A 17290-nucleotide genomic window follows, 5' to 3' on the forward strand; every position below is an offset into this window, starting at 1 on the left:
GTGAAGCCTGGGGTTATCGACATCACTCTGCCTCCTACTGATCGTGAACTGACTCACAAGCAGCCTGACGCAGAGGGACGGGGAACAGTTGCGGGGGACTCGCGCGGGTTAGTCCTCGTCGGTGATGACGGAGAGCGTGACCGCGATGTTGCCGCGGGTGGCGCGGGAATACGGGCAGACCGCGTGCGCGGCCTCCATGGCTGCCTGAGCGGTGGCCGGGTCGGCGCCGGGGATCTGCGCCTCGATGGTGACCTCGAAGTCCAGGCCGGCGGCCATGCTGCCCACCAGGTTCACGGTGAGGGTGACGGCGGACTCGGAGACGTCGATCTTGTTCTGGCGGGCGGTGGCCTTGAGGGCGTTGTGGAAGCAGGCAGCCCAGCCGCTGGCGAAGAGCTGCTCTGGGTTGGTGCCAGGGCCGTCGTCGCCGCCCATGTCCTTGGGGATGGACAGGTCGAGCTGGAGTTTGTTGTCGCTGGTGACGACCTTGCCGGTGCGTCCGCCCCAGGAAGTGGCGGATGCGGTGTACATGGCGTTGGTCATGATTGTCTTCTTTCGGGTAGAGCGGAGGACACTGGACTCAGTGCTCGAACCGAGCACATCGCTAAAGTGCTTCGTATTCGAAACAACTCTATACACCCGGTAACGTGAGGACCGCCCATGGGAATTCCCGAACCAGCCATTTCGGCCGATGAGATGCGTGCCTGGGCGGCTCTGTTCGAGACGTCGAACATCGTGCAGTACGCGGCAGACCGCAATCTGCGCGACAGCGTGGGGCTCACCCTGGCGCAGTTCGAGATCCTGTTGCGCATCGGCGAGGCCGGCACAGACGGCCGCCGGATGACCGACATCGCCGACGCGCTCACGGTCTCGCGCAGCGGGCTGACCTACCAGGTGGGCCAGCTCGAGAAAAAGGGACTGGTGATGCGCGGGCCCGCCCCCGACGACGACCGCTCGGTGATCGCCCAGGTCACCCCGGCCGGCCTCGACCTGCTGCGGGCGGGCATCCCCGGCTACGTCACCCTGGTGCGCGAGATGCTCTTCGACCGCTTGAGCCACACCGACCTGATGACGGTCACCGAGATCCTCGACGACGTGCGCCGCCAACTCAAGGACCAGCCCAAGCGGTCGACGTTCCGGCGCGGGCGGCGCACCGGCGAGGTCGCCGCAGGGGCGGATGTTCCGGCCGAGCCGGCCGGGTCCGCACCCGAGTAACGCCCATCAGAGCCGGTCCGCGACGGGGTTGCATCCTGTGGCACGGTGGGCACACTGGGGAGATGAGTACCGCACCCGGTGACACCCCAGACGAGACCCGCTCCGTGGCCCTGGTGGAGGCCGAACGCCGGTACGTGTTGCTGCAGGGTGGCGTGCGGGTCGGCTTCACGACCTATGTCGACCACGGCCAGCAGCGGGTGTTCGTGCACACCGAGATCGACGCCGATCAGGCCGGCAAGGGTCTGGCGTCTGTGCTCGTGGCCGGGGCGCTGGCCGACGTGCGGGCCCGGCGGCTGCGGGTCGTGGCGATCTGCCCGTTCACGGCGTCGTACCTGCGCGGCGACCGCGAGTACGACGATCTCGTCGACCCGGTGACGCCGCGGCTGAAGGCCGATCTGCGCGCCGCCAAGATGCTCTGACCCGAGCCGCGCACCGGTGCCGTTCACCGGCCCGCGGGGGTACTGTGTGCAGCGAAAAGCAGGCCGACTCACAAGGAGATGCATCATGGCTGGAGCCGTTTCACGCCGCGACCGATTCGAACTGCCCGACTCGGTCCGGCGGTTCTTCGAGGGTGATTGGGATTCCCCCGCGCTGCGGGTGGAGGAGTATCAGGACGGCAGCACCCTGGTGGTGAAGGCCGAGCTGCCCGGCATCGACCCGGACCAGGACGTGGACATCTCGGTGTCAGACGGGGTGCTGCACATTCAGGCCGAACGTCAGGAACGCACCGAGCACAAGGAGAAGGGCGGCTACCGCACCGAGTTCCGCTACGGCTCGTTCGCCAGGGACATCCCGCTGCCCAGCGGCAGTAAGGATGCCGACGTCACGGCGAGCTACCGCGACGGCGTGCTCGAGGTGCGGGTGCCCGTGATCGAGCGGCCGGAGACCACGGCGAAGATCCCGGTCACGCGCGGCTGACGCGTGTTCCCCGAGGGCCCACGACGATCGGGCGATCACCGGGTCTGGCGGCGGCGCTTCCGCGGGAGGGATCGATGAACGTCGATCCGCATGGCAGGATGGAGGGATGGCGACAGTGGACATTCTTCAGGCCCCCGCGGATGCCCAGGCGGCGGAATGCTGTGCGCCGCCGGTGCGCCAGGCGCTCGCCGCCGAGGGTGCGGAGAAGCTCGCCCGCACGCTCAAGGCCGTGGCCGACCCGGCCCGCCTGCGCCTGATCTCGATGGTCGCAGCGCACGACGACGACGAGGCCTGTGTCTGCGACCTCACCGAACCGCTCGGGCTCAGCCAGCCCACGGTGTCGCACCACCTCAAGGTGCTGGTGGATGCCGGCATCCTCTCGCGCGAAAAACGCGGCACCTGGGCGTACTACCGGCTGGTTCCCGGCGCGCTCGATGCCCTGGCGCACTCGGTGGCCACGGTCTGACCCTGCTCGATGCGTGCATATGTATGGACGCACACGGGATACCCAGATAGCTGATGTAACGTCACTTTCCTGCGCCCGGGCCGATGACGCCCCCGTGGCGCTGGATTCCCTTCGACGGAACCGGTCCGGTTCCGCCGCTCCCGCCCTACACCGGCGCGCGTTCTAGCGCTCGCCGGCGAGTGGACCTCTGCCGAGGTCACGTGGATCCTTCGTCCTGATCCTGACTCGACCAGAGAGTTCCCCATGCCGTTTCACACCATCCACCCGCGCGACACGCGCTTCAGCCGGGCGGCCCATGCGCGGGGCTAGGCGTACGGGGTTCGTGGCCCCGCCGACCCTTCGCCGCAGCCATCCGCGCCGCCGCCAGGCGGCTGCCGTGACGGCCATGTCTCTCGTCGCAGCCCTCACCACGGTGGGTGCGCTGCCCGCGCATGCTGCCCACCTCGACCCGGGCGTGGCCATCCCCGTCGTGGCCGATCGGGCGGCCGATGCCGCGGCGGCCCGGCTCGCCGCCGGTCCGGTGCAGAGCATCACCGTGACGGCGCAGGCGCCCGTCGCCGTGCAGGTCGATACCTTCACGGGCAAGGAGATCCCGCCGCCCCCGCCGCCGCCACCTGTCGTCGCGCCCGCCGCCACCGCCGCGGTCGCCGCCGGTGTGGAGGCCGCACCGGCCGCCCCTGCCGGAGCCGCCGTGCGCTGGCCGTTCGCCGGCGCCACCCGGATGTCCGACGGGTTCGGCCCGCGGTCCGCTCCCTGCTCCGGCTGCTCCTCCTTCCACGACGGTCTCGACCTCAACCCCGGTGTCGGCGCCCCGATCGGCTCGATCGCCGACGGCATCGTGAGTTCGGTCACCGCCTCCGACAACGGCGGGCTCGGCGTGCACGTGATGATCGACCACGTGGTCAACGGTCAGCGGGTCACCAGCACCTATGGGCACATGCTCTCCGGCTCGGCAGCCGTCAGCGAGGGCCAGTCCGTCACGGCGGGCCAGCTGGTCGGCAACGTCGGCAGCACCGGCCAGAGCACCGGACCGCACCTACACCTGGAGATCTACAGCGGTTCCACCGCCCTCGACCCATACGCCTGGCTCACCGAGCACGCCGGACCGATGTAGTCCGGTCCCCGCCGGCCTGGCTGGCTTGGCCCCGCGTGGCCCGGCCTGGTCAGTCGGCCAGTGGCGCGACCTCGAAGTACAGGTGGGCGTGCAGGCGGCAGCCATCGTTGAACGCCGACCCGCAGGCCGGGCAGCCAGACACGCCCCGGTACTCATCGATGGACAGGGTGTGCCCGCAGGCGCCGCAGAGAATTGCCCGTTCGGCCCACTCGGTGGGTGCCCAGCGCGTGGCCGGATGCGTTTCGGCCTCGGCGTGGCACTGGAAACACGGGTAGAACCGGTCGCAGCAGCGGAACCTGATCGCGATGATGTCGGTGGGCCCGTTGTAGTGCACGCACCGGGTGTTGTCGTCGATGACGGCCCCGTGCACGCGAACGGCGGCTGGCTCGTTGGCCGCTCTGCTGCTGGTCACGTCGTCGCCTTCCTCGGGTTTCGCCGGTCGGTGTCGGCCGGGCGCATCCGCAGATACGCATCCGCAGATAACTGTGGCCGGTGCGGACATCTGCGCCCGGTGTGCCGGGACCATTTGTCCGCACCGGCCACAGTAGTCGAGGCGGGTGCGTCGAGGCGGGTGCGCGCGGGTACTACTCGGCGGAGGCCTGCTCCATGACGAAGGTCTCGAAGGCCGCGGCGTCTTCGAGGGCGCCGGTGTACTGCACGCCGTTCACGATCACCGTGGGGGTGCCGGTGAGCTTGTCCAGCGAGGAGTTCGGCAGCGGGTTGTCGAGGGCACGGTCGGTGGCATCGCCCACCCAGGAGCTGAACTCCTCGTCGGTGATGCAGGTGGCGACGGAGGCATCCGTCACGCCGGCGGTCTCGACGACGCTGACCAGCTCGGCGTTGGTGAGCCCGCTGGTGCCCTCGGTGGGCTGGTTGGCCATCAGGGCGGCGCTCACGTCGAGGAAGCTGTCCGGCGAGTAGTTGGCGACGCAGGAGGCCGCGTTGGCCGACCGGGTGGAGTACTTGGTGCCGTTCGACGCGTTGTCGAGGATGGAGATGGGGTGCACCTCGAGAGTGGCGGTGCCGGCGCTGACCCAATTGTTGATCTGGTCGGCGTTGGTGGTCTCGAAGATGTTGCAGTACGGGCAGAGGTAGTCGAGGTAGACCGCGATGTTGACGGTGTCGGAGAACTCACTCAGATCGGTGGGGACGGGCTCGGCGTCCGCGGCGGTGGCCGGGGTGGACACGGCGCTGATGGTGCTGCCGTCGCCCTCGAAGAGGATGCCGTCGCTGGCCATGTTCTGCGGGCCAGGCGTGGGCGGCTTGATGCTGCCGACCACGAGCACGGCCACGATGGCGGCGATCGCGATCAGGCCGACGCCGATGCCACCGCGGAGGAGCCAGCGGTTGCGGGTGTCGCGCTTCTTCTGCTGCTCCCGCTGGATGCGGGCGGTCTCGCGGGCCACATCGCGGCGGTCCTTTTTCGGGGGGAGCGGCTGGCCGGGGGATTGTGCGTTCATGGACTGCGTTTGCCGTTTCGTCGGGACAGATTCGCTCCCCACACTATCGACCGAAACTATGAGGCCGGTCGGGGGGTGCTGTGAGCGCGCTGGGAGGGGTGCGTCGGCGGGCCCAGAACGAGCCTAGACCGGATGCGACGCACCCCGGCAGGGACGTTCGACCCAGACCGTCGGGCTAGAACCAGGTGCTGAGGTGCGGGGCGTAGGCGGAATGCAGGGCCGTGTCCAGCCGGACGGCGGCATCCGTCGTTCTCTCGATGATGCGACCGGCGCGGGCGAGGTCGACGGCGCTCGTGCCGCCGAGGTACAGCGACGCCAGGTCGGCGGCCGAGAGGGCCACCTCGACCGTGCCGGCAGGGGTCGTGTCGGCGTCGCCGTGCGGGCGCACCCTGGCGGTGCCGTCGGCGGCCACCGTGAGCAGGAACCGGCCCTGGGCGAAACCGAGGTCGTCGGAGACGTCGAGCAGGTAGTCGCCTGCGGTGCTGTAGCGGCGGGCGCTGAGGGCCGCCGGAACGTCGAGGATGCGCAGCCAGAGGTGGTCGCGCTCGCCGGTCTTGCGCACGGCGCGGTGGTCGGAGACCTGCCAGGCAACCGGTTCGGAGACGCTGCGCAGCGGCGCCTCGATCTCGGAGACCATGTCCATCTCGATCACGAAGCGCCAGAGCGCGGCGTAGGCGTCGTCGGTGGCGGCGACCAGGTCGACCAGCTTGAGCCGGCCGGGCTGGCTCACTCCCTGCAGGGCGATCTCGTAGAGGGCGAAGCCGGCGATGGCGCCGTCGGCGTCGTCGTAGCGCACCGCACGGATGCCGCGCTTGTGCGCCTCAGGCTCGTTCGGCAGCAGGCCGAGGGCGCGCTTCCACCAGATCTCGCGGCGGTCGACCTCGCCCGGGGAGCGCTCGCGGGTGCGCTCGAAGACCGCGGGGCCGTCGGCCAGGAGCGACTCGGCACTGACGAACTGCACCCGCCCGGTCGGGGTCGGGCCGATCCAGCGGGCCCGCGACGTGTCGACCAGGTACGCGGCCTGCCGGGCGGAGGGGCCGAAACCGTAGCGGCCGTAGATGGTGGCCTCCGAGACGGTGAGCATGGCCAGCGGCAGGCCCAGCTGCACGGCGGTGCGGAGTTCGGCGGTGAGCATGGCGCGGGCGATGCCCTGGCGGCGGTGGGTGGGGGAGACGGTGACCGAGCTGATCGCCCAGCTGTCCAGGGCGGCGCCGCCGGGAACGGTGAGGCCCATCTGCCACGAGCGCACGGTGGCGACGGGGGTCTCCGGGTCGGCCTGCGACGCGTCCCACACCCCGGTGACCCGGTCGGTGGCGATGTCCTCGACCTGTACCTCGAGGGTGCCCTCGGTGGGGGTCACCTCGTGGAACCCGCGCGCATCCGCCAGCAGCCAGCGCTTGAGGCCGGCCTCGTCGGTGGCGTCGAGCACCGCGAGCCTGAGGCCACGCTCGGTCAGGGCGGCGGCGGATTCCGGGTCGACGGGTGCGGAGGTGTAGGAAGTCACGCGTTCAGCCTAGTCACGGCGGTGCCGGGGGCCGCGGGTTGACAGTGCCGGCTCTGGCCGGTCAGGCTGGTGAGCATCTTCCCCGTGATCGGGGGTTGTGGCTCGCTGCGGTGGCGCGGACCGGCAGGACGAAGGTGACCGGATGACGAGTACTGACCGCGTGGTGATCGCCCCGGACTCGTTCAAGGGCACAGCAACGGCCACCGAGGTGGCCAGGGCGTTGGCCGCCGGCTGGGCCTCGGTGCGACCGGCCGACGAGCTGGTGCTGCTGCCCATGGCCGATGGCGGCGAGGGCACCCTGGACGCGTTCGAACTCGCAGTGCCAGGGGCGAGACGGATGCCCGTGCTGGTGGTCGGCCCGGACGATCGCGCGGTGCGGTCGCACTGGCTGCTGCTGCCAGACGGCACCGGAGTGGTGGAGTTGGCCTGCACGAGCGGGATCACTCTGCTGGCCGAGCTTCGACCACTTGACGCCCACACCGTCGGCTTCGGCGAGGCCATTGCGGATGCGCTGCGGCACGGTGTTGACCGGCTCTACCTCGCGCTCGGCGGCAGTGCCTCGACCGATGGCGGGGCCGGAGCCCTGACCGCCCTGGGCGCGGTGCTGCTCGATGACGCGGGCCGGCCTCTGCCGCCGGGCGGCCGGGGCCTGGCCGAGGTGGCCGCGGTCGACCTCGCCGGCCTGCCGGCACTGCCGCCAGGCGGCGCGCTTGTTCTCAGCGACGTGACCAACCCGCTGCTGGGCGCGGCCGGCGCGGCGGCCGTGTTCGGGCCGCAGAAGGGCGCGGATGCCGGGCAGGTCGCTGTGCTGGAGGCGGGGCTGGCTCGGTGGGCGGGGTTGCTCGGGTCGGTTAGAGGTGCCGGGGGTGCCGGAGTTGCCGGGTCGGCTGGACTCGGGTCGGCCGGGTTCGCGTCGGCCGGGGCGCCCGGTGTCGATCCGGCCACGCCGGGGGCCGGGGCTGCCGGGGGCGCCGCGTTCGGGCTGCTGGCCTGGGGCGCCCGCCTCGCCGCGGGCTCGGCCGCCGTGGGGGAGGCGCTGGGGGTGCCGGCCGGTGTCGCCGGTGCATCCGTCGTGATCACCGGCGAGGGCCGGTTCGACGCCCAGTCGGCGGCCGGCAAGGTGCCGTCGTACCTGGCCGGTCTGGCAGCGGATGCCGGCGCCCGCGCCCTGCTTGTGGCCGGCGCGATCGACGCCACCGCGCTCGCCGCCGACCCCGGCCGGTTCGCGCACGCCGTGTCGCTCACCGACCTGGCCGGCGGCAGTGCTGCCGCGATGGCCGACCCGTTGGTCTGGCTGGAGGTCGCGGGGGCACGGTTGGCGCGCGGGGCCTGAGCCGGCGCGCATTCGTCCGTGGCGCGGTTGGTGGCCCTCGCGCGGCTTGGCGTCGGGCTCGCGGCGCAGCTCGCGGCGCAGGATTGTGCTCGCGGCCCGGGTTGTTCCCGGCGGCACGAGTTCGAACACGGGCCGTGAGCACTTACGCGTGCCGCGAGCGCTAACACGTGCCGCGAGTCTGCCCGCGGCGGTCGCCACGGCTGCAACGTTGTAACTCACGCTGTATGTTCGGAGGCGAACCGGTAGTTGCCGGGGCGGTGGTGACGGTCGCGATCGCGGCCGGACGCATCCGCTCGGCGCGACACCGACCACCCAGGGAGCGAAATGGCAGCAACACTGCGCGATGTGGCGGCGCTCGCCGGGGTGTCGATCAAGACCGTGTCCAATGTGGTGCACGACTTCGAGCACATCCGCCCAGCGACTCGCAGCCGAGTGCGCGCGGCCATCGACGAGCTCGGCTACAAACCCAACATCACCGCCCGCAGCCTGCGCTCCGGCCGCACCGGTGTGATCGGGTTGGCCCTGCCCGAGCTCAGCCTGAGCTATTTCGGCGAGCTCGCGGACGCGGTGATCCGGGCGGCGGAGCGCGCCAACCTGGTGGTGCTCGTGGAGCAGACCGGCGGCGGCGACCGGGATCGCGAGATCGCGATGCTCTCCAGCGCCCGGCTGCAGATGACGGACGGGCTCATCTTTAGCCCGCTGGGCATGACCAGCGACGATGCCCAACTGCTCGCGGTGCCGTACCCGCTGGTCGTTCTCGGTGAGCGGGTCTTCGGCGGGCCGGCCGATCACGTGACCATGCAGAACGTGGCGGCGGCCCGGGCGGCCACCCGGCTCCTGATCGACCGCGGATGCCGGCGGATCGCCGTCATCGGAGCGCGCGCGGACGAAGCGGTCGGCTCGGCGGCGCTGCGCCTGCAGGGCTACCGGGAGGCCCTCGCCGAGGCCGAGCTTCCGTTCGATCCCGAGCTGGTGGGCGTGGCTGAACAGTGGCACCGGGTGGACGGCGCCGAGGCCATGCGGGCCATGCTCGCGACCGGCGTGCGATGTGACGGCGTGTTCGGCTTCAGCGATACCCTGGCGCTCGGCGCTATGCGGGAAATTCAGGCGGCGGGCCTGCGCGTGCCCGAGGATGTGGCTGTGATCGGCTTTGATGCCCTCGACGAGACTCGATTTTCGCTGCCGACGCTCAGCACCATCGATGCGGGCCGGGAGCAGATCGCCGACACCGCGGTGCGGCTGTTGGTGGAGCGGATCGCGGGGCGGAGCGAGCCGGGTGCGGTGCATTTCGCCGACTTCACCGTTCTCCAGCGGGAGTCAACTGCGGGTGAACGCGGGCCAGACCCGGCGGCCTGAACCGACCAGGGGTTGACGTCCCCGGTCGCCGCCCGACACAATGGGTTCACCATTTACAACGTTGTATTTTCTGAGAGTCGAGTCCCCGCATGACCACCGCACGCATCAGCATCGACCGCAGCAGCGTGGTCGCCACGCTCAACCGGCGCATCTTCGGATCCTTCGTGGAACACCTGGGCCGTTCGGTCTACGACGGCATCTACGAACCAGGGCACCCCGCCGCCAACGACGACGGTTTCCGCCTCGATGTGGTGGAGCTGGTGAAGGAACTCGGCACCACCACCATCCGCTACCCCGGCGGCAACTTCGTCTCCAGCTACCGCTGGGAAGACGGCGTTGGACCGCGCGCGGCGCGTCCGGTGCGCCGCGACCTGGCCTGGCACTCCCTGGAGACCAACCAGGTCGGCCTGCACGAGTTCGCCCGCTGGTGCGAACTCACCGGCTCCGAGCTCATGATGGCGGTCAACCTGGGCACCCGGGGCATTGAAGCGGCGCTGGACCTGCTCGAGTACGCCAACGGCGAGGCCGGAACGGCACTGGCCGACCAGCGGGTGGCCAACGGGCGCGCGGAACCGTACGACATCCGCATGTGGTGCCTGGGCAATGAGATGGACGGCCCTTGGCAGATCGGCTACATGACGGCGGAGGAGTACGGCACCATCGCCGCGCGCACCGCCGCGGCCATGAAGACCGCGGATCGGACCCTCGAGCTGGTGGTCTGCGGCTCGTCGGGGTCGAACATGCCCACCTTCGGCGACTGGGAACGGGTGGTGCTGGAGAAGAGCTACGACCACGTCGAGTACATCTCGTGCCACGCCTATTACCAGGAGCGCAAGGGCGACTTGGGCTCCTACCTGGCGTCGTCGCTGGAGATGACCTATTTCATCGACACGGTCGTCGCCACGGCCGACCACGTCAAGCACAAGCTGCGCAGCCAGAAGACCATTCAGCTCTCCTTCGACGAGTGGAACATTTGGTACCTCGACGAGCACCAGGCCTCGGAAGAGGTCAATGATGAGTGGCGCATCGCGCCGCGTCAGCTCGAGGACGTGTACTCGGTGGCGGATGCCGTGGTGCTGGGCAATCTGCTGATCACCCTGTTGCAGAACCACGACCGGGTGACCAGCGCTTCGCTCGCGCAGCTGGTGAACGTGATCGCGCCCATCATGACCGAGCCGGGCGGCGACTCCTGGCGCCAGACCACGTTCTTCCCGTTCTCGGTGACCTCGCGGCTGGCCCGCGGCGAGGTGCTCAAGCCGCGGATCGACGTGGGCAGCTACGACACCGCGCTGTACGGTGCGGCCCCACTGGTCGACTCCGTGGTCACAGTGGATACCGAGACCGGCACCTCCGCGGTGTTCCTGGTGAACCGCAGCCAGACCGAGTCGATCGAGGTGTCGATCGACGTGTCCGGGTTGGACGCATCCGTCATCACCGAGGCCGTCTCGCTGCACGACGCCGACCCGTACGCCAAGAACACGCTGGCCGACCAGAACCGGGTGGGTCTGTTGCAGCTGGAGGGTTCCGTGCTGGCCGACGGCACGCTCACCGTCACGCTGCCGCCCGTCTCCTGGTCGGCGCTCGCGCTCGGCTAGGACGAACGGTATCTCGCGAAAGCGGTGGCGTGGTCGCTTTGGATGGCGTCAGGTGACCGCTACCCCGCTTTCGCGAGCTGGTGCATCCGCGAGAGCGGTGGTGTGGTCGCTTCGGGTGGCGTGAGGTGACCGTTACGCCGCATTCGCGAGCTGTGCGGGTGCACCGCGAGACCGGCGCGCGCCACGCGGGGCGCGCACCGGACCCGGTCAGGCGCGGTGGGCCGCGTACTGCGCGCGGATCACCGGGCGGTGGTCGGGCGCCGGATGCGCCGCGAGGGTCACCGTCCAGGCCGGGCGGGAGCCGGTGAGCGCCCACGCGGCCTGGGCGGCGCCGCCGTCGGCCACGTACTCGCCCGGCTCCGGCACGGCCACTTGCGCATCGAAGACCTGCGCCGCGATGAACTGCACGGCCGGGTTCTGCGCGGCGCCGCCGATCAACAGGATGCGCTCGACGGTGACGCCCTGCGCGCGCACGGCGTCCATGCCGTCGGCGAGGCCGCAGAGCAGGCCCTCGATGGCGGCCCTGGCCAGGTTCGGCCGGGTGGTCGAGCCGAGGGTGAGCCCGAACAGCGACGCGGTGGCGTCGGGCAGGTTCGGGGTGCGCTCGCCCTCGAAGTAGGGCTGCAAGACCAGGCCGGCTGCGCCGGGCTCGGCCTCGAGAGCGAGCCGGCCGAGCTCATCGTGGCCCACCCCGAGCAGGCCGGCGATGGAGTCGAGGATCCGGGCAGCGTTGAGGGTGGCGATCAGCGGCAGGTGCAGCCCGCTGGCATCGGCGAACCCGGCGACGGTGCCTGAGGCATCCTCGCTGGGAACCTCGGTGACGGCGAAGACCGTGCCGCTGGTGCCGATCGACACGACCAGGTCGCCGGCCGCGGCGCCCAGGCCGAGGGCAGCCCCGGCGTTGTCGCCGGCGCCGACGCCCACCAGCAGGCCGGCGGGCACGCCGGGCAGCGCCACCGTGGTGCCGGCGGTGTCGCCGGGGCCGAGCACGCGGGGCAGCTGCGCGTCGTGGCCGAGCCCGAGCACGAGCAGCTCACGGTCGTAGTCGCCGGTCGCGGCCGAGAAGTAGCCGGTGCCACTGGCATCCGAACGGTCGGTGGTGAGTTCGGTGAGCACCGGGCCGAGCTCGCTCTCGCCGACCGGGCCGTAGCCACGCAGCCGCCAGCTGAGCCAGTCGTGCGGCAGGGCGACCGCGGCGACCCTGGCCGCGTTGGCCGGTTCGGCATCCCGCAGCCAGCGCAGCTTGGTCACCGTGAACGAGGCCACCGGCACGACGCCGGTGCGGCGGGCGTACTCGGCCGCGCCGACCTCCACGATCAGGTCGGCGGCGGCCTGCGCGCTGCGGGTGTCGTTCCAGAGCAGCGCCGGGCGAATGACGCGGCCGTGCTCATCGAGCACCACCATGCCGTGCTGCTGCGCGGCCACGGACACGGCGGCGACGTCGTCGAGACCGCCGGCGGCCTGGATCGCGGCCAGGAGGGCATCCCACCAGGCGGCGGGATCGACCTCGGTGCCCACCGGGTGGCTCGCCTTGCCGGTGCGCACCAGCGCGCCCGTGTCGGCATCCCGCACAACGACCTTGCAACTCTGTGTCGACGAGTCGACTCCGGCAACCAATGTCATGACCTGCTCCAAGCTCGAAAACCGCGGTGGGTGGGCATAACTCCTGCAATTTCTGTCCGAGCCGGATGCCGACCCCGGAATTCCGGGGCTGCTGGCATCCCGTACCGAGAATTGCAGGAGTTATGCCACCATCCCGGGTGGGAGGGCTTCCTCGCCGACGTCGCCCAGGGTGGTTCACACATAAAATGTTCTGGGACTAAACATATTCGCTTGGCGGCGCTGGATCAAACGGTGACGGATGCCGCCCGGCCGACTCTCCACCCGATGCCGCAGAAGGTGCGTCGCGGGCACGCGTGTGGGAGCGGGTGTGTTGATTCTGGTTGAATTTCTGATCTAGTTAGTGCCTTTTGCCCCCGTTATGGGGTAACTTGACGTACCGGGGGTCGCGGGCGTCGTCAACGCACCATCAGTGCCCCTCGATCGCAGGCAGGCACCACGATGGTTCGCAGTTCCCCCACCGCTCTCTGTTCCGCCTGACCGCCGGACTCGGCCTGACCGCGGCGCTGGTCGTCGGTGCGACCTCGTCGGCCATGGCCGCCGTCACCACCGACGGTCCGATCAACCTCGGCACCGCCGCCAGCTACGGCGTGCTCGGCGCCAGCACCGTGACCAACACCGGCCCCACCGTCGTCAACGGTGACCTCGGCCTGTCTCCCGGCACCTCGATCACCGGGTTCGGCGCCGCGCCCAACGGCACGGTCACCGGCACGGTGCACCAGACGGATGCCGCCGCCGGCCGAGCGCAGCGCGACACCACCACCGCGTACAACGTGGCCGCCGCGCTCGAGCCCACCCAGACCGGCATCGGCCAGCTGAACGGGCTGTCGCTCAGCCCCGGCGTGTACAGCGGCGGCGCGCTCAACCTCGCCAACAACGGCGAGCTGACCCTGGCCGGCAGCGCGTCCTCTGTCTGGGTCTTCCAGGCCGCCTCCACCCTCACCATCGGGTCGGCGTCCACCATCACCATCACCGGCGGTGCGTCCTCGTGCAATGTGTTCTGGCAGGTCGGCAGCTCCGCCACGATCGGCACCACCGCCGCGTTCCAGGGCACCGTGCTGGCGCAGGCGTCGATCACCGCCACCACCGGCGCCACCGTCGCCGGCCGGCTCCTGGCCCGCACGGCCGCGGTGACGCTCGACACCAACGTCGTCACCGCCCCAACCGGATGCGCCGCCCCCGGCACCCCGTCGGGAACCATCGCCCCGACCATCACCTCTGGTGCCCCGCCGGCCGCAACCGTCGGCACCCCGTACTCGCACACCGTGACCGCGTCCGGCACCCCCCGGCCCGCCTTCACCGTGAGCGCGGGCACCCTGCCCGCCGGACTGACCCTGGACGAGACCACCGGCGTCATCTCCGGTACCCCCGCCACCCCGGGCACCAGCGACTTCACCGTCTCGGCGGGCAACGGCACCGCACCGGATGACACGGCCGACTACTCGGTGCCCACGGCGCCCCGCGCGGTGACGCCGACGCCCACGCCAACACCGACCGCGACCCCGACGGCCACGCCGACGCCGACACCCACGCCGACGCCGACACCCACGCCGACGCCGACACCCACGGCGACCCCGACACCCACAGCGACCCCGACGCCCACGGCCACGCCGACACCCACGGCCACCCCAACGGCCACGCCCACCGCGACCCCGACCGCCACACCCACGGCAACGCCCACGGCGGTCCCGGTGTCCACCCCGACGCCCACGACCCCCGCGAACCCACTCGTTCCGGCCGGAGGCGGCGGTACCGGTGGCGGCGGTACCGGCAGTGCGGGCGGAGACAGTGCCGCCCCGGGTGAACTGGCCGAAACCGGCACGGACAGCGTCCCCCTGATCGGGCTGGCCGCCCTGCTCCTCGCGGCCGGAGCCGCCGCGGTGACTCTGGTGGGCATCCGTCGCCGCCAGGCACGCGGGTAGTTCGCAGCCGTCACACGGTGGGCCGCCTGCGCCCACCGTGCCCGGTGCGGGGAGGATTGAGCCCGGAACCGTGACCACACCAGCGGCACGGTGAGGCGCAGTGTGCTTCGATGGGTACCTGCGGATGTTCACCGGTCATGTCGGAGGCTCGCGGACCCACTCGAAAGGTCCCCATGAGCATCCCCGTTCCCCCTCTTGCCGCCGGCCCCGGTGACCCGGATGCCGACGCCGCGCCCGTCGTCGCCGCTCTCGCCGCCGTCGCGACCGTCACCGCCGTGCCCAACGGAGTCGTCGACGCGTTCTACCTGCTGCAGAACGCCGAGGCGCTTTACCAAACCCGACTGCGGGACCGCCTGGGCCTGCGCACCAACGAGCTCTGCGCCATGCAGTACATTTATCGCCTGGAGACTCTCGGTCGGGACGTGCGGGCGCTGGATGTCACCCGCAACCTCGGCGTGACCAGCGGTGCCACCTCGGTCATCCTGGCGCACCTCGTGGCCCGCGGCTATCTCACCCGCACGATCAACCCCAAGGACGGCAGGGGCAGGCTGCTGCACCTCAGCGAGGAGGCCGCCTCCGCGGTGAGCCACGCCCTGGACGACAGCCGCTCCGACCTCAGCCAGATCGTGTCCGGGTTGACGATCAGGGACTCCGAACGGGTGGTGAACCTGCTCGCCGCGGTGACGAAGTCACTGGAGCAGCGCGGGCACCCCGAACCGTAGGCACCCCGCATCATCGGCCCCCAGCACTAGCCTCGGCCGGGCGACGGGGCGAAGATCTTCCCGACGGCGCCGACGGCCGGCGCGGGAGGGAGACGCGTGCACGCCGACACCGGCAAGCCCTGGACGACCGCGACGTTGCGCCGCCGGTTCATCACCACGGAACTCGTCTCCGGAGCCGTGCTGGTGAGCGTGGTGATCGCCGTCGCCGACGAGTCCGGTGGCATCCTCGACGTCTTCGCCATCACCGTGCTCAGCCTGATCATCTTCTGGCTCACCGAGGTCTTCGCGCACACCGTCGCCGCCCAGCGCCGCCGACGGGACACCGATGTGCTCAGCGTGCGCAGCTCGGTGCGGGCCGCGGTGGCGGACTCCAGGGGACTGCTGCTGGCCGGCATCCCGCCGCTGATCTTTCTGCTGCTTGGCCTCGTCGGGGTCGGCGACGGTGAGGTGGCCTACTGGACGGCCCTGTGGGTGCAGGTGGCCCTACTCGCCGTGGTCGGCTGGATCGCCTTCGGCGGCCCCCGCATCGCCTGGTACTGGCGCGTCGGTGGGGCACTGGCCACGGCCGGGCTGGGCATGCTCGCGATTCTGCTCAAGATCCTGGTGCACTGAATCCTCGCACCGAATCCGCGTGCGCTGACCCGGTCGGCCAATCACCCCGCCACCCGGCCGAGATCGGGGCGGATGCGCTCAGCCGCGCTCGAGCACCCCCAGCTCGGCGCCGTCGGCATCGAGCAGGCGCAACCGGTCATCATCGAGCACGGCTACCCGGGCGTCGATCACCCAGGACGGGACCAGCTCACCCGCGCAGCCCATCGCGGTGGACATGCCACCGGTGGTCAGAATCGTTCCGCTGGGATCGACCACCCAGCGGCCCGCGTTGCCGTTGCAGCCGTCCGATCCGCTCCAGGTGCCATCCGCTTCGAAGAGCGCGTGCGGGTCGGTGTAGTCGTCGAAGCCCACCGGCACCCAGCGCCCGGCCAGGTCCTCGGCGGTGGCCGGCGTGGCATCTGCCGGTGCCGCAGCCGGCCGGGCGAGGGCCGCGCGCACCTCGGCCGTGATCGGCGGGGGTTCGGTGAGGGAGTCGATCACGGTGGGGATCGGGTCTGGCGTGCCGTCGATGGTGAGGGAGGCCAGCACGGCGCCGTCGGCGCCGGTGAGGTCCCAGCCGTCACCGGCGGGCCGATAGCCGGTGACGGATTCGAGCCAGGGCAGCTCGGGGAGGGACGCGCCGGGGACGCATTCATCGGTGGCGCTGTTGACGTAGGCGAGGAACAGGGTGTCGGTGGCCCGCCACGAGCCCGAGATCGGTCCGCAGTCCCGCCAGAGCTGGAACTCGTGCGCGTCGAACCGCAGCCAGGTGTGCGGCTCTTCGTCGGCGACGCCGGAGACCCGCCAGACGTTGACCAGCCCGATCGACGTGGACTCGGCCGTGGACCCCGGCCCGACCGGCGGCGACGAGCCGGCCGGGTCGCTGGCGCACCCCGTCAGCAGCAGCGCCGCCGCGCACAGCAGCGCCAGTGTCGGGTGTCGAAACCGGGCCGTACCCGCTCTGTTGCGACCCACTCCGTTGCGCATGCGCCACCCCCGTCTGCCGGGGCGAGCGCCCCGTTGCCGGTCAGGCTACCAGCGCCGCCGGCACCGGGTCAGGACCCCGTTCACCCGGCGGGGGCAACCTCGCGCCCGCCTCGGCTGGCACCTGCCCCGCGGTCCGGCGCCCTGCCCGCGGAGCGGCGCTGCGCCCGCGCAGCTCGGTGCGCGGGTCAGGCGCCGTTGCGCTGGTGGTGTGCCGCCCGCGAAGCGGCGCTACACCCGCGCAAATCCTGGGGATGCCGCACCAATCGCGCCGCACCCGCACCCGCACCCGAACCCCGCCACCCCGAACCCCGGCGCCCCGAACCCCGGCGCCCCGAACCCCGGCGCCCCGAACTCGCCACCCCGAACCCCGGCGCTCCGAACCCCGGCGCTCCGACCCCCCAACCCGCGCGCCCGGGCGCGCACGCAAAACCCCGGCCAGGTTGACCCTGGCCGGGGTGGATGGTGCGAGTGGCGATGCCGCACCCGCGAG

The 17290-nt window shown here is 71.2% G+C and carries 17 protein-coding genes; 11 read left to right on the forward strand and 6 right to left on the reverse strand.

The features are described 5' to 3' along the window. Nucleotides 1-108 precede the first annotated feature (108 nt). Nucleotides 109-540, reverse strand: a complete 432-nt coding sequence (locus K2F54_RS12900; protein ID WP_220606278.1) for an organic hydroperoxide resistance protein — start codon at nt 538-540, stop codon at nt 109-111. 117 nt (nt 541-657) lie between these two features. Here K2F54_RS12900 and K2F54_RS12905 point away from each other — a divergent pair, with 117 nt between their 5' ends. The 5 genes from K2F54_RS12905 (at nt 658) to K2F54_RS19445 (ending at nt 3710) form a co-directional block, all read left to right on the forward strand. Then, entirely contained in the window at nt 658-1212 is a 555-nt protein-coding gene (locus K2F54_RS12905; protein WP_220606279.1) for a MarR family winged helix-turn-helix transcriptional regulator, read from the forward strand. Between the two features lie 62 nt (nt 1213-1274). Further along, nucleotides 1275-1631, forward strand: a complete 357-nt coding sequence (locus K2F54_RS12910) for a GNAT family N-acetyltransferase (protein WP_220606280.1) — start codon at nt 1275-1277, stop codon at nt 1629-1631. An 85-nt stretch (nt 1632-1716) separates the two neighbouring features. Then, nucleotides 1717-2130 (forward strand): Hsp20/alpha crystallin family protein, encoded by a 414-nt coding sequence (locus tag K2F54_RS12915; RefSeq protein ID WP_220606281.1) that lies wholly within the window; start codon nt 1717-1719, stop codon nt 2128-2130. A 106-nt stretch (nt 2131-2236) separates the two neighbouring features. Then, on the forward strand, nt 2237-2596 hold the full coding sequence (locus tag K2F54_RS12920) for an ArsR/SmtB family transcription factor (protein WP_220606282.1): 360 nt from the start codon (nt 2237-2239) through the stop codon (nt 2594-2596). Between the two features lie 385 nt (nt 2597-2981). Next, the gene (locus K2F54_RS19445) at nt 2982-3710 is read left to right on the forward strand and encodes a M23 family metallopeptidase (RefSeq protein WP_220606283.1); all 729 of its coding nucleotides are present in this window, start codon (nt 2982-2984) and stop codon (nt 3708-3710) included. Between the two features lie 49 nt (nt 3711-3759). On the opposite strand, the gene K2F54_RS12930 is transcribed toward K2F54_RS19445, so the two are convergent. The 3 genes from K2F54_RS12930 to K2F54_RS12940 all read right to left on the reverse strand — a co-directional run bounded on the left by K2F54_RS12930 (nt 3760) and on the right by K2F54_RS12940 (nt 6674). Next, entirely contained in the window at nt 3760-4122 is a 363-nt protein-coding gene (locus K2F54_RS12930; RefSeq protein WP_308287648.1) for a CHY zinc finger protein, read from the reverse strand. Nucleotides 4123-4294: 172 nt separating this feature from the next. Continuing rightward, nucleotides 4295-5170 (reverse strand): DsbA family protein, encoded by an 876-nt coding sequence (locus tag K2F54_RS12935; RefSeq protein WP_220606285.1) that lies wholly within the window; start codon nt 5168-5170, stop codon nt 4295-4297. A 175-nt stretch (nt 5171-5345) separates the two neighbouring features. Beyond that, complete coding sequence (locus K2F54_RS12940; protein ID WP_220606286.1) at nt 5346-6674, reverse strand: GNAT family N-acetyltransferase; 1329 nt, start codon at nt 6672-6674, stop codon at nt 5346-5348. A 142-nt stretch (nt 6675-6816) separates the two neighbouring features. Here K2F54_RS12940 and K2F54_RS12945 point away from each other — a divergent pair, with 142 nt between their 5' ends. The 3 genes from K2F54_RS12945 to arfA all read left to right on the forward strand — a co-directional run bounded on the left by K2F54_RS12945 (nt 6817) and on the right by arfA (nt 10958). Further along, nucleotides 6817-8007, forward strand: coding sequence for a glycerate kinase (locus tag K2F54_RS12945; RefSeq protein WP_220606287.1), 1191 nt, complete (start codon nt 6817-6819; stop codon nt 8005-8007). A gap of 324 nt (nt 8008-8331) precedes the next feature. Next, nucleotides 8332-9363 (forward strand): LacI family DNA-binding transcriptional regulator, encoded by a 1032-nt coding sequence (locus K2F54_RS12950; protein ID WP_220606288.1) that lies wholly within the window; start codon nt 8332-8334, stop codon nt 9361-9363. 89 nt (nt 9364-9452) lie between these two features. Beyond that, complete coding sequence (gene arfA / locus K2F54_RS12955) at nt 9453-10958, forward strand: arabinosylfuranosidase ArfA (RefSeq protein WP_220606289.1); 1506 nt, start codon at nt 9453-9455, stop codon at nt 10956-10958. Nucleotides 10959-11165: 207 nt separating this feature from the next. Here arfA and xylB read toward each other — a convergent pair whose 3' ends face one another. Beyond that, on the reverse strand, nt 11166-12581 hold the full coding sequence (gene xylB, locus K2F54_RS12960; protein WP_220606290.1) for a xylulokinase: 1416 nt from the start codon (nt 12579-12581) through the stop codon (nt 11166-11168). A gap of 530 nt (nt 12582-13111) precedes the next feature. Here xylB and K2F54_RS19450 point away from each other — a divergent pair. The 3 genes from K2F54_RS19450 to K2F54_RS12975 all read left to right on the forward strand — a co-directional run bounded on the left by K2F54_RS19450 (nt 13112) and on the right by K2F54_RS12975 (nt 15834). Next, on the forward strand, nt 13112-14500 hold the full coding sequence (locus K2F54_RS19450) for an ice-binding family protein (protein WP_220606291.1): 1389 nt from the start codon (nt 13112-13114) through the stop codon (nt 14498-14500). A 173-nt stretch (nt 14501-14673) separates the two neighbouring features. Beyond that, nucleotides 14674-15222: a MarR family winged helix-turn-helix transcriptional regulator gene (locus K2F54_RS12970; RefSeq protein WP_220606292.1), complete on the forward strand. Its 549-nt coding sequence runs from the start codon at nt 14674-14676 to the stop codon at nt 15220-15222. Nucleotides 15223-15318: 96 nt separating this feature from the next. Then, nucleotides 15319-15834 (forward strand): hypothetical protein, encoded by a 516-nt coding sequence (locus K2F54_RS12975; RefSeq protein WP_220606293.1) that lies wholly within the window; start codon nt 15319-15321, stop codon nt 15832-15834. A gap of 78 nt (nt 15835-15912) precedes the next feature. On the opposite strand, the gene K2F54_RS12980 is transcribed toward K2F54_RS12975, so the two are convergent. Continuing rightward, nucleotides 15913-16800, reverse strand: a complete 888-nt coding sequence (locus K2F54_RS12980) for an META domain-containing protein (protein ID WP_220606294.1) — start codon at nt 16798-16800, stop codon at nt 15913-15915. Between the last annotated feature and the right edge of the window lie 490 nt (nt 16801-17290).

Source organism: Cryobacterium inferilacus, assembly GCF_019599185.1.
GTDB classification, from domain to species: Bacteria; Actinomycetota; Actinomycetes; order Actinomycetales; family Microbacteriaceae; genus Cryobacterium; species Cryobacterium inferilacus.

Bases quoted from the DNA above. Each gene is read 5' to 3' on its own strand.
- K2F54_RS12900 (WP_220606278.1), bottom strand. From the start codon at position 540: ATGACCAACGCCATGTACACCGCATCCGCCACTTCCTGGGGCGGACGC.
- K2F54_RS12905 (WP_220606279.1), top strand. From the start codon at position 658: ATGGGAATTCCCGAACCAGCCATTTCGGCCGATGAGATGCGTGCCTGG.
- K2F54_RS12910 (WP_220606280.1), top strand. From the start codon at position 1,275: ATGAGTACCGCACCCGGTGACACCCCAGACGAGACCCGCTCCGTGGCC.
- K2F54_RS12915 (WP_220606281.1), top strand. From the start codon at position 1,717: ATGGCTGGAGCCGTTTCACGCCGCGACCGATTCGAACTGCCCGACTCG.
- K2F54_RS12920 (WP_220606282.1), top strand. From the start codon at position 2,237: ATGGCGACAGTGGACATTCTTCAGGCCCCCGCGGATGCCCAGGCGGCG.
- K2F54_RS19445 (WP_220606283.1), top strand. From the start codon at position 2,982: ATGTCTCTCGTCGCAGCCCTCACCACGGTGGGTGCGCTGCCCGCGCAT.
- K2F54_RS12935 (WP_220606285.1), bottom strand. From the start codon at position 5,170: ATGAACGCACAATCCCCCGGCCAGCCGCTCCCCCCGAAAAAGGACCGC.
- K2F54_RS12945 (WP_220606287.1), top strand. From the start codon at position 6,817: ATGACGAGTACTGACCGCGTGGTGATCGCCCCGGACTCGTTCAAGGGC.
- K2F54_RS12950 (WP_220606288.1), top strand. From the start codon at position 8,332: ATGGCAGCAACACTGCGCGATGTGGCGGCGCTCGCCGGGGTGTCGATC.
- arfA (WP_220606289.1), top strand. From the start codon at position 9,453: ATGACCACCGCACGCATCAGCATCGACCGCAGCAGCGTGGTCGCCACG.
- xylB (WP_220606290.1), bottom strand. From the start codon at position 12,581: ATGACATTGGTTGCCGGAGTCGACTCGTCGACACAGAGTTGCAAGGTC.
- K2F54_RS19450 (WP_220606291.1), top strand. From the start codon at position 13,112: ATGGCCGCCGTCACCACCGACGGTCCGATCAACCTCGGCACCGCCGCC.
- K2F54_RS12970 (WP_220606292.1), top strand. From the start codon at position 14,674: ATGAGCATCCCCGTTCCCCCTCTTGCCGCCGGCCCCGGTGACCCGGAT.
- K2F54_RS12980 (WP_220606294.1), bottom strand. From the start codon at position 16,800: ATGCGCAACGGAGTGGGTCGCAACAGAGCGGGTACGGCCCGGTTTCGA.